At 40.5% G+C, this 11,759-nt stretch carries 10 protein-coding genes, 1 rRNA gene and 1 pseudogene; 8 read left to right on the top strand and 4 right to left on the bottom strand.

The window, feature by feature from the left end:
• The 5 genes from rrf to FTT88_RS16175 all read left to right on the top strand — a co-directional run.
• Window positions 1-105: ribosomal RNA gene (gene rrf, locus FTT88_RS16195) — 5S ribosomal RNA — on the top strand; the annotation flags it as partial.
• 229 nt (window positions 106-334) lie between these two features.
• On the top strand, window positions 335-886 hold the full coding sequence (locus FTT88_RS16190) for a DUF4256 domain-containing protein (protein WP_180009692.1): 552 nt from the start codon (window positions 335-337) through the stop codon (window positions 884-886).
• A 407-nt stretch (window positions 887-1,293) separates the two neighbouring features.
• On the top strand, window positions 1,294-2,643 hold the full coding sequence (locus FTT88_RS16185) for an aromatic acid/H+ symport family MFS transporter (RefSeq protein ID WP_180022954.1): 1,350 nt from the start codon (window positions 1,294-1,296) through the stop codon (window positions 2,641-2,643).
• Window positions 2,644-2,723: 80 nt separating this feature from the next.
• Window positions 2,724-3,578 (top strand): cell division protein, encoded by an 855-nt coding sequence (locus tag FTT88_RS16180; RefSeq protein WP_180174101.1) that lies wholly within the window; start codon window positions 2,724-2,726, stop codon window positions 3,576-3,578.
• Between the two features lie 36 nt (window positions 3,579-3,614).
• The gene (locus FTT88_RS16175; protein WP_180174100.1) at window positions 3,615-3,926 is read left to right on the top strand and encodes an ankyrin repeat domain-containing protein; all 312 of its coding nucleotides are present in this window, start codon (window positions 3,615-3,617) and stop codon (window positions 3,924-3,926) included.
• A 34-nt stretch (window positions 3,927-3,960) separates the two neighbouring features.
• On the opposite strand, the gene FTT88_RS16170 is transcribed toward FTT88_RS16175, so the two are convergent.
• Together FTT88_RS16170 and FTT88_RS16165 are read right to left on the bottom strand one after the other, a co-directional pair.
• On the bottom strand, window positions 3,961-4,830 hold the full coding sequence (locus tag FTT88_RS16170; RefSeq protein WP_180064328.1) for an IS982 family transposase: 870 nt from the start codon (window positions 4,828-4,830) through the stop codon (window positions 3,961-3,963).
• A gap of 146 nt (window positions 4,831-4,976) precedes the next feature.
• Window positions 4,977-5,576, bottom strand: coding sequence for a type 1 glutamine amidotransferase domain-containing protein (locus FTT88_RS16165; protein ID WP_180174099.1), 600 nt, complete (start codon window positions 5,574-5,576; stop codon window positions 4,977-4,979).
• Between the two features lie 446 nt (window positions 5,577-6,022).
• Between FTT88_RS16165 and FTT88_RS16160 the strand changes: the two genes are divergently transcribed.
• Window positions 6,023-7,198 carry a PQQ-dependent sugar dehydrogenase gene (locus FTT88_RS16160; RefSeq protein ID WP_373886708.1) on the top strand — a complete coding sequence of 392 codons (1,176 nt, stop codon included), beginning with the start codon at window positions 6,023-6,025 and terminating at the stop codon, window positions 7,196-7,198.
• A gap of 95 nt (window positions 7,199-7,293) precedes the next feature.
• On the opposite strand, the gene FTT88_RS16155 is transcribed toward FTT88_RS16160, so the two are convergent.
• Window positions 7,294-8,334: a TauD/TfdA family dioxygenase gene (locus tag FTT88_RS16155; protein ID WP_180174098.1), complete on the bottom strand. Its 1,041-nt coding sequence runs from the start codon at window positions 8,332-8,334 to the stop codon at window positions 7,294-7,296.
• 471 nt (window positions 8,335-8,805) lie between these two features.
• Between FTT88_RS16155 and FTT88_RS16150 the strand changes: the two genes are divergently transcribed.
• Both FTT88_RS16150 and FTT88_RS16145 read left to right on the top strand, forming a co-directional pair.
• Window positions 8,806-9,201 (top strand): tautomerase family protein, encoded by a 396-nt coding sequence (locus tag FTT88_RS16150; RefSeq protein WP_168379827.1) that lies wholly within the window; start codon window positions 8,806-8,808, stop codon window positions 9,199-9,201.
• 490 nt (window positions 9,202-9,691) lie between these two features.
• Window positions 9,692-10,981 (top strand): glutamate carboxypeptidase, encoded by a 1,290-nt coding sequence (locus tag FTT88_RS16145; RefSeq protein ID WP_180174097.1) that lies wholly within the window; start codon window positions 9,692-9,694, stop codon window positions 10,979-10,981.
• A 325-nt stretch (window positions 10,982-11,306) separates the two neighbouring features.
• Here FTT88_RS16145 and FTT88_RS16140 read toward each other — a convergent pair.
• A pseudogene (locus tag FTT88_RS16140) lies at window positions 11,307-11,639 on the bottom strand (NADPH-dependent FMN reductase); the annotation flags it as partial.
• Between the last annotated feature and the right edge of the window lie 120 nt (window positions 11,640-11,759).

The following is an 11,759-nucleotide window of genomic DNA, read 5'->3' as shown; positions in this document are numbered from 1 at the left end:
ATAGCAAGAGTGAACCACCTGATCCCTTCCCGAACTCAGAAGTGAAACCTCTTAGCGCTGATGGTAGTGTGGGGTTACCCATGTGAGAGTAAGTCATCGCCAGCTCTTTATTCGAAACACCCCCTGATACGTCAGGGGGTGTTTTTTTATGCGGGGAAAAAGGGAAAGTTATCAAAATAGAAAAATAATAAGAGAAGCAAATTCAAAAAATAGGAAAACGAGAGATATTAAAAAAGAATGAGGCTAAACAGCGCTAAAAATTTACATCAAGGCAAGCCTATATTCTTTATAGTGAAGTTTAGTCGCCAAGGTATAAAAACAATAGGATGTGCAAATGCTCCAAGATCTCGATAAAGTCTCTATTTTAGAGATATTGCAGCAACGCTTTGAGGCAAATATGCAGCGGCATCCAGAATTACTTTGGGATGATGTAAAAAAACAATTGATAGCACAGCCCTCAAAACTAAAAATTTTAATCGAAATGGAAAAAACAGGCGGTGAGCCAGATATTGTGACGCTGAATCAGCAATCTCAAGACCTGATATTTTATGATTGCAGCTTAGAGTCACCAAAGCTTAGACGAAGCTTGTGTTATGACCGTGATGCCTTGGAGAATCGGAAGGATCATCCTCCCCAAAATAACGTTATAGATATGGTGCGAGACATCGGTGCTGAGCTACTGACAGAAGAAGACTATCGAGCGATACAGCAAGTTTTTCATTTCGATTTAAAGACTTCGAGCTGGATTGTGACGCCAGCGGATATTCGGCAAAAGGGCGGGGCACTGTTTTGTGATCGACGTTATGATCATGTATTTAGCTACCATAATGGCGCGCAGTCATATTATGCGTCTCGTGGATTTCGCTGTAAGCTGGTGATTGCTTAATCTCAGTGCTATAAATGTTTTTAAAACAATCAAGTGCGTTAAAGCGAGCTTTTCTAAAGATGTAATTGCGTTTGTTTTTTAGACATTTAAAATTTTTCTAAACTAAAGATAGAAATAAATGATGGTGTGTCGTTCTGAAGTTTAATGAAAGAATAGAAGAATTAGGCCTGAAAATAAGGGTATTATTATTTAAAAAAATCAGTTAAATAATCATATATTGATAATGTTTAATAATTAAACTAAAGCATGAAAAATAACACAATTAACATGTACTTATAAGCGACTAGATTTATTAAACATACGTCTAATATCCCTAGAAAACACTGTTCCGTATATTCCGTGGCTGTTGAATTTTACTTAAAAATTCAATGAATGTTATGGACAAGTACTCATGGGAGATGAGAACGATGACAACGGAAAAAATAGACATAAATTCTGTAGTCGATAAGGCTAAATTTACCCCGTTCCACTTCAATGTAGTGGCTTGGTGCTTATTGATTATTTTATTTGATGGCTACGATTTAGCGATTAATGGCGTGGTTTTACCATTATTGATGCAAGACTGGGGCTTAAGTGCAATGCAAGCGGGGATGCTTGCCAGTACTGCGCTCGCAGGCATGATGTTTGGTGCCATGTTCTTTGGTTCTTTAGCGGATAAGATTGGCCGTAAAAAAGTCATTATGATCTGTATCGTTTTATTTAGTGGTTTGACCTTTGCCGGTGGTTTTGCGTCGAATCCAACAGAATTTGGTATTTTGCGTTTCTTGGCTGGTTTAGGGATTGGCGGTGTAATGCCTAACCTTGTGGCTTTAACGTCTGAATACGCGCCGCAGAAGATGCGTAGCACACTGGTAACGACGATGTTTAGTGGTTATGCAGTCGGTGGTGTGATGGCGGCACTTTTAGGTTCATGGTTCACCCCTGACTTTGGTTGGCAAATCATGTTCTTTATTGCGGGTATTCCTCTTTTCCTTTTACCTGTGATTTGGAGATTTTTACCAGAATCTTTGGCATTTATGGTGAAAGAAAACAAACAGGAAAAAGCCCGCAGTATCGTGAAGCGCTTAGCACCTGAAGTGAAAGTGACTGAAAATACAGTGTTCACTTTGCCTCAAGAAAGCGTGCCTGAAGCTGCTAACGTGGTGAGTTTATTCCGCCGTGGTCGTGCCGTAAATACATTATTGTTTTGGGTGGCGTTCTTTACGTGCCTATTGACCATGTATGCGCTAAGCAGCTGGTTACCAAAACTGATGATGGCAGCCGGTTATTCTATGGATAACAGCTTAATGTTCATGATGGTCATGAACGTGGGCGCAGTTGTGGGTATTGTTGGCGGTGGTATTTTGGCTGACCGTTTCCATTTAAAACCTGTGCTGATGGTTTTGGGTATGATGGGCGCGATTGTGATGAGCTTGATGGGCTTCCAATCGAATCAGTTCTTGCTATACATTTTGGTATTCTTGGCAGGTGCTGCATCTATTGGTTCGCAAATGCTGCTGTACAGCTATGTGGCACAGTATTACCCACTTGCTGTACGTTCGACAGGAATTGGTTGGTCTTCTGCAATTGGTCGTATGGGCGCGATTGTAGGGCCGATTCTGATTGGTGGTTTGCTCGGTATGAACTTACCTGCACATTTCAACTTTATGGCGGTGGGTTTACCTGTACTGATTACTGCGATCGCGGTTGCATTGATCATGCATGAAAATGACAGTGATAAAATTGATGTTAAAGAGGCATCTACAGCCAAAGCTTAAGTTGTGATTCTTTAAAAAGAAAAGTCTCCGAAAGGGGGCTTTTTTGTATAATATTTAAAATTTTTTATTAGAAAATTATCATGAATGAAGAAAAACCAAATAGTAGAAATATACCTTTACCGATACAAAGAGAAGTTAGACAAAGATGTGGCTTTGGATGCGTTATATGTGGAATGCCATTATATGAATATGAGCACATGGAAGAATGGGCTTTAGTCAAACGTCATATTGCTGATGAAATAACACTATTATGTGATCAGCATCATCGTGAAAAAACTAGTGGTTTATTGCCTAAAGAACAAGTTAGAAAAGCTAATGAAAAACCATTTAATTTACAAGAAGGGATATCTAAACCTTACCTTTTGCATTTTTCAGGAGAGGAAGCAATTGTTGAGATAGGAGGAAATATTTTTAGTTGTAAGGATCAAGGATACGGTACAGCTATGGTACCCATTAGTGTTGATGGGACACCGTTAATTGGGTTAATACTTGCGGATGGACATTTTTTACTAAATTTAGTAATTTTCAACGAATATAACACTCCCATTTTGCACATTAAGAATAATCAATTAATTTTCAAACCTTTAGCTTGGGATATTCAATTGGTTGGTACTACTCTTACTTTAAGAGAGAACCATCGAAAAATTTTAATAGAAATAGAATTTTGCCCTCCTAATAAAGTTATATTCAAACGAGGAAGATTTCTTCGCAATGGAATAGAAATTTTAGTTCGTCCTACAAATATTCTTATTACAAATAATAGTACTATCATCAAAAATTGTACGGCTGTGAATTGTTATGGAGGTTTGATAATTGGCTATCATGAAAAAGCAATTGGTGGATTTTTTGCTATGGATGGAATTAGTAGATATTTAGGCTCAAATAAAGAAGCATTAAAATTTGAGAAAGAGTCTTTACAAGGAAGTAATATATAGTAAATGCTTAGTTAATCCATATTGAGCTTAATAAATATGAAACTCAACTCATTCTCCCCAATCCCTGAAGACGATGAAGAACTGCATTTGCCTGAACTGGTGTATTGGTCATCTTTAGGTGAACTGGCTGAAGTCGAAAAATCTTTGGCGAATGGCACAGACGTAAACTCTGCCGATGACGAAGGATACAGCGCACTGCATGCAGCCGCAGAAAACGGCTATTTAGACGTCGTGAAGCTATTGGTAGGCAAAGGTGCATACGTACAGCACAAAACCCAATATACCGCTTTAGAACTTGCAGAAATGGCAGGCAATGATGATGTAGTAGCATACTTAAAAAATTTGTAAGCTTATATATCCTATAACTTAACCCGAATCCTTTTTAAGCCAATGACTGCATAATTTGAATTGTGGGCTTATGCTGCTGAGTTAATTGGTATGCACATAGTGATGCGTAAATACCACTTAAAAAGCCTGAGATACTTCTAGCTCTACTCGTCACCAAATTGTATTGACCTTTCAATAAGCTGAATAACGTTTCTATTTTATTACGTTGTTTTAAGTGATATGCATCTGATGTACAGAGTTGAACAGACCGCATGTTCTTTCGATGATAAGTAATTAAATCAATACCTTGTTCTTTTAATCTGTTTTTTAAATCCTGACTGATATAACCACGATCCGCGTAAAGCTTTGCTTCCAAGCCTTCAACCAAATGCTCAACCATTCTTATGTCAGCCACATGTCCATTGGATAATGCTGAACAAACGACTTCTCCAAGTTGATTCATCATAATATGTAATTTACAGCCGTAGAACCAACCCATCGAGCTTTTACCACGAGATGCAATTTCTGCTAGAGATTTATGGCTTTGAATTCGTTGATTTTTACAGACAGGTAAAGTGGTTGAGTCAATCCATAAATATTGGCTCCGTTGACCTTTCATTAAGGCTACATGTAAAGCATGTAGTGCCAACTGGTGCGTATTAATGAGGTGAATCAGCCGTTGGTAACAGGGTAAGCTCTTAAATAAAGAGCTTTTATCCTGCCTTAGCCATGTGAAAAATGCTTTGAAATTAGTGAAATGAGAGCATTTATACCAAATAGCAATAAAGGTGATTTCTGAAAGACTCAAGTGAGCCGCTCGAATTCTTGAGAAACGATGGCTTTGCTTAAGGAATTGCCAATAAGTTGCTTCAAATTTAAGAAAGAAATCATCAATTACGCAAAATAATTCGGTACTATTAAACATGAGGATAGAGTTGTGAGTTTTGTGTGGTAACTCAACTGATGGCTCTAGTCCTCATATTTTTCAAGTCAATTTCTTATCCGCGATTCGGGTTATAACTTAGATTTATAAAATACCCGCATGCAATATGCGGGTATTTTCCATTTGTATTATTGTTGCTGTTGCTGTTGCTGTTGCTGTTGCTGTTGCTGTTGCTGTTGCTGTTGCTGTTGCTCAAGCTCCTGCTGAATCGCTTGATTAAACGCAGGCAAGTCATCTGGACAGCGAGAAGTAATGAGCACCCAACCGCCCGTATTACAGCGGTGCACCTGCTCATCGACCCAATGTGCACCCGCATTTTCCAAATCCAAACGAATGCTTTTATAAGACGTCAGAGTTTTATCACGAATTCTTTCAGCATTAATGAGCGCCCAAGGACCATGACAAATTGCAGCAATAGGTTTTTGATGGTTAGCAAAGTTTTGAATGAGCCGCAGCGCATCTTCATTGATCCGTAGATGATCTGCATTGACAGTTCCGCCCGGAATTACTAACACGTCATAGTCTTCAGCATTTACGCTGCTCAATTGGGCATTGGGTTGGACTTCAGCTTCGACCTTTTTGTCTGCTTTTACTGTCTGGACCGCAGCATGTTTAACAGCGGCATGAATGGCTTCAATTCCCTTTTCATTTAAATAATTTAAGGGTTGAATCAGCTCATCATGTTCAACACCGACATTTGACGTTATCACTAAAGCTTTTAAAGTCATGATTGACTCCTTGCAATGAGGATTGTCTATCACGCTAGCAACTTGACGGATTTGGGTATGTAATAATTTCGCAGGAAAGTGTAAGAAGTTTTGACAGAGAAATTATTCGAAAATTCTAGATTAGGGCGAATTCTTTAAAAAATCAGCTAGAAAAAAGAAAACCCCGACATCCTGTCGGGGTTTTCTTCGTATTTCGTGTTCTAGATACAACTCCTTGTCATATCTCACGTCCTGATGCAGAAACTTATTGTTATTGTTTTATGTTTCGGAAACTTCCTGTTTCCTGATAACTGTAGATTAGGCCTGTTTGAATAAATTGAATAGCAGCAATTTTCTGCATGCCATGTAAGCCAAAACGTACAAAATTATTCTGTTACCTTTCCAAAGAAAAATCATCTGATTAATTGATTAGAATCAAATGATTATAAAAGGGAAGGGAACAATAAATGAAACAATGTATACAATATTTTCGAACGCCTAGCCTCATCGTCGGTATCTTGATGACAGCCGCATGCCATGCGGAAAACACCACAACTACAGCACAAGATCAAACACCAAGCCAAGCTCAAAAATCGGCACAAATCCAGCAAGAACAACGCTTTAAAATACAAAAAATCGCTCAATTTAATGAACCTTGGGCGTTTCAACAACTCCCAGATGGACGCTTATTGCTAACTGAAAGAAAAGGTCAACTGATCATCTTTAACCCGCAAAATCAGCAGAAAATACAGGTGAAAAACCTTCCCAAAGTTGCCTATGGCGGACAAGGTGGATTAGGTGATATTGCACTTGATCCACAATTTGAAAAAAATCATCATATATATCTGAGCTATGCAGAAGCAGGACAGGGCGGTTATGGCGCTGTCATCGAAAAAGCCACATTAAACCTCAATGAAGCTGTGCCAAGTTTAAAACAGCGAAAAATCATTTGGAGGCAAATTCCAAAAGTAGAAGGTCAAGGCCATTATTCACACCGAATGCAGTTTGGTACAGATGGAAAATTATGGGTGAGTTCGGGCGAACGTCAGAAGTTTGATCCTGCACAAGATCTGCAGTCAAATTTGGGTAAAGTACTGCGCTTAAATAGTGATGGAACACCTGCTGTAGATAATCCATTTCAGACCCAAGGCGAAGTTGCCAAGCAAGTGTGGAGCTTCGGGCACCGTAACCCTTTAGGCATGGCATTTGATGCAAAACAGCAGCTTTGGGTGGCCGAAATGGGACCGAAAGGCGGCGATGAGTTAAATCTTGTGCAGCGTGGGAAAAACTATGGCTATCCGCATGTGTCGAATGGCGATCATTATGATGATCAACCGATTCCTGATCATCATACACGGCCTGAATTTGAAGCGCCTGCCATCAGCTGGACACCGGTGATTTCACCGTCGAGTTTGATGTTTTACCAAGGGAAAAAGTTCCCCTTGTGGAAAAATAAAGCGCTGATTGGTGGTTTGTCGTCTCAAGCAATCGTGATTGTGGACACAACACATCAACCGGCAACAGAAATCCAGCGCATCGACATGAAACAGCGGGTCCGTGGCTTGATTGAGGCCAAAGATGGAGCCATTTGGGGGATTGAAGACGGTGAAAAAGCATGGTTATTCAAAATTGAGCCAAAATAGCGGCTAAAAAATAAACAAAAAAAATCCAAAAAATAAAAAAAAAGCCCCTACAGGGCTTCTCACATACAGGCCAGCACGAATTTTAAATCCGTCAGCTAAGCCGCATAGTGCTCATCGGCATTAAAGGCATTGGCTTGAATTTGAATCAACTTACGATTTCCCTGTTCTCCATTCATCCGCCAATGCGCAATTTTAATATTATCAACGATCGCAACATCACCTTTATGCCATTGCAAAAGCAGGGCATCTTGATACATCGCATCAAAAAATTGCTGTTTTTCGGCATCGTTCCATTCAATTTGTTGACCTTCTGGCGTGTAAATTTCCCAAGTCAGCTGCATGCCGTCCGCCGTCGAATCGATTTCAATGTCCCCTCGATTTTCAAAGCAATTTTTGGCCGCCTGATGGGCAAATGGATTGGTATTATTGGCAAAAGCCCATGGCTGAATCACATGCTTTTTCGTATCGGGGTGATGAATCACCAGTGGCGAACGCTGTAAGGTCAGTTTGGCTTTTTTATCTTGTCGAATCTCTAGACTAAACGGGCTCTTTTTCAGCAATAATCGGTCAAATAGCCCTACCTCGCGCGCCGAGACATAAGAAAAATGGTTCCATGCACCGAGATATTTTTCCTGTAGATGTTTCGGAAAACTCTCCCAAATCTGCTCTAAGTTATTAAATCCTGTTTCTGCCAAATACGTCGAAGGTTCCTGACAAAATAAGGCGATATAACGCGAGCGTTCTGAGCGTACTCCGCCTTCAACATGCGGGCCTTGTACCGAGTTTTCGACTGGACCCAATTGCACTGTGTTGCGGTCTATATAACGACGGTAGTCGCCAGCACCGAGCAAGTTCTCACTGTATTTTCGCATCCAAGATGCAACCCAGCTGGGCATATTGGGGTTAAAAGCATTCCATGGGGTAAACTGAAAATATTGTTCAATCAGTTGGTTAAATTGTTCGGGTTGCTCGATGTTAAAACCACGAAACAGTAAGATGCCATTTTCATGGATTTGTTGTAAAAGCTCTTGTCGATGCGCGCCAATATATTGTGCAAGATCTTGTGGGCTATTGTGTTCTGGAGCGGCATGAAAAATGCGGGTAAAACTATTCAGTTGTTGCTGTTGCAATTGCATAGGTCATTCTCTAATTTTTTAATTCAATTTTTATTGTTGTCGCCTAATCCCTAAGCGCTGACAGTTCGAGCTGCTGAACTCGCAGCAGTTATTCTGTCTAAATTCTCTGCCGATTATAAGTACAGTTTTACTGTTGCGATGTAAGTATTGTTGATAAATTGCGATTTTTCGACGAATAGAGTGCGATTGCTGAGTGAATGACGACATGAAAAAAGCCCTCGACATCCTATCGAAGGCTTTTTAGATTCATTCTAAAGATATGACTCCTGTCATACCGATTAGCGTTCCTGCTGCATGTGCATTATTTATTTTTATTGCAAGACATCCTGTCTCTGTATGTTCTTACTATAGGCGCGTTGCTGTTGAGGCTACAGGCGTAAATACTGCAAGCGCTGTAGGTAAATGCCTACAGCAGAACGTCGCTAAATCCTGCTAGTGTAGTGATGGATATAACAACAATGAGTTTCGCGCATGCCTGCAACACAAATCGATATACGGATGCAATACAGCATAGAACAAGAACAACAGTTGATAAATGCTGTCTTTGACGCCTTACAACAGAGTTTTCAGCTGCCTCGATATGACCGCAATATACGTTTGCAAGTGCATGCCCCACATCGGTTTCAGGTGTTTGATCATTTGACGCAGCCTGAGCGTTTTACACATATCACCATCGATTGTTTTGCGGGACGAACCTTAGCAACCAAGCGTAAGTTATATCAAATGCTGGTGCAAAATTTGGTGGAATTTGGCATTCCAGCCGACCATATCATCATTACCTTACGCGAAAGCCCTCAAGAAAACTGGGGGATTCGAGCTGGTCAAGCCGCCTGTGATGTCGATTTAGGTTTTCAGGTCGATGTTTAGTCTGTGCAAATACATGGAATGTTGCTTTCACGGAGCTTAAACGAAAAAAGCCCCGACATCCTGTCGGGGCTTTTTCGGATTCATTGTAGCGGTATAACTTCTGTCCTACCGTTAAGCTTCCTGCTCATTGTCTTATCATTGTTATTTTATGTTCAGTGACATCCTGTCGCTGTATGACCTTAATATAAAAGTAATCCAATAACGTGAATAGTGTCTATTATCCGCATCTAATGTAAGCTAAAACGTACAACACTTAAATTTTAATTCTGACCGTTCCTTCAAGGCATTGCATAGCAGCTAGGCTCTCGACTGCTAGATCTATGTTTCCAAATCGATCTAAACCGCTTTTAAAACAGCTGGAAGCTGGTTTTGAAGTGACTAAAAGCTTTATCAGCGGTGTTACATATTTTTGCGATTAATTGGTTGAATGGTGAACTAATTTATCAGACATTAAAAATTCATAATGAAAAATATACAGGGAATAAGATCGATGCTAAGCACACTTACACAACAACGGACGACGTCAAAACTTCAGCTCGCATTAGGCTGTGCCATTGCGCTTAGTGCTTCAGCAAATTGGGCAGCATCTCCACAAGAGATTAAGAAAATTGCGGAAAGTCAAAAACACAGTTATTTAGAGACCTTGAAAACCTTGGTCAATATTGAATCTGGCAGTAAAGATATTGAGGGTTTGAATCAAATTGCCAAGGTGGTCGCAGAGCAATTAAAAGCCACAGGGGCTGAGGTGAACGTGATTCAGCCCAAAGACATCATGAAACTCGATGGTGCGCCAGATCAGACAGGGCCGATTGTAAAAGCGGTACTAAAAGGCAAAGGTCAAACGAACATTATGTTGTTGGCGCATAACGATACGGTGTATCAAAAGGGCCAATTACAAGGTCAACCGTTTCGCATAGACGGTAATAAAGCCTATGGCTTGGGTATTTTGGATGACAAGCAAGGTGTTGCTGCAGTGATTCATGTTTTGGATATGCTGAAACAGCTGAAGTACCAAGATTACGGCACCATTACGGTATTAATTAATTCAGATGAAGAAATCAGTTCACCCGGCTCGCGCCAATTGATTATGGATACGGCTCAAAATCAGGATGTTGTCCTCTCCTTTGAAACCGGTGGTTTAGAGGGAAGCTTGATGTTAGCCACCAGTGGGATTGGTGCGGCTTATTTAGATATTAAGGGGCGGGGTTCGCATGCGGGGGTAAAACCTGAAGCAGGGGGCAATGCCTTGACAGAACTGGCTTTTCAGATTCAACAACTGGAAAATCTATCCAATCCGAAAACGGGTTTAAAGCTGAATTGGACTGTTGCGACGGCTGGAAAAACCCGAAATGTGATTCCTGACCATGCGACAGCACAGGCAGATGCTCGTTCTTTAAAACCACAAGATTTTGCTGAGTTGGAAAAAACCTTGAAGCAAAAAGTCAAAACCAAAAAATTGGCGGAAAGTCAGGTCGAAGTCAAATTTGAAGTGCGTCGTCCACCTTTAGAAGCCAGTCCACAAGCCAAAAAATTAGCCGCAACAGCCCAGCAGATTTACACAAACGAATTAAAGCTGCCGATGAAAGTTGAAACGACCGCTTGGGGTGGTGGTACTGATGCCGCTTTTGCTGGAGTTACTTCGAAAGCCGCGATCATTGAAGGAATCGGTATGTCTGGCGATGGATTACATTCAGATAAAGCAGAATATATTTTGACGGATTCTATCGTGCCGCGTTTGTACTTGGTGACCCGCTTAATTGTTGAAAGTTCTAAAAAGTAATCGCATCCGATTGGGTGAGATCTAATGAGCCATGGCCCTGAGTTTGGTTATGGCTCATGTTAGAGCTACACTTGTGCAGCCTTTGAAATGAAAAAAGCCCCGACATCCTGTCGAGGCTTTTTCAGATTCATTCTAGCGGTATAACTCCTGTCCTACCGTAAGCTTCCTGCTTAGTCTTATCATTGTTGTTTTATGTTCAGTGACGTCCTGTCTCTGTATGTTTTAACTTTATCGTGGATGATGCATGGCGTATAGCTGCCATCTGCCGAAAATAATGTAAGCCTGAACCTACAAAAGGCGGCATTTATCACGCGAACGGCAACAATTAAGCACTCACATATTGCAGTAATTTTTTGAAAATCGCTTTAACCGCTTTGTTGTCAAATTCATTCGGTTCGAATTTATCTGTTTGATTACGTGTAAAAATGTCACGAATTTCAACTACAGCATTACTGTCAATTAAGCCCAATTGAGTTGCCACTTGGCGAATTTGATCAATCGAACGTGAACCATTGGTGCCTCCATAGCTAACGTATGCCGCAGGTTTTCCGCCCCATTCTTTACCGAGGTAATCCAATGCATTTTTGAGCGCAGGGCTGTAGCCGTGGTTATATTCAGGGCTAATGAAAATAAATGCGTCGCCTTGCGCGATTTTATCAAATGGAGCGTAAAACTCTGTCCTTCAGGTCAGAGATATAAGCGACACGACATGAAGTGTCGTTTGATTTAACTAAGGACTATTTTCCTTGAGTTTTGATTGTTAATATAAGTACATGAA

It is taken from the genome of Acinetobacter sp. YH01024, from assembly GCF_013420195.1.
Taxonomy (GTDB): Bacteria; Pseudomonadota; Gammaproteobacteria; order Pseudomonadales; family Moraxellaceae; genus Acinetobacter; species Acinetobacter amyesii.
Note: the sequence above shows the minus strand (reverse complement) of the source record. Positions and strands in the feature narration are given on the sequence as shown.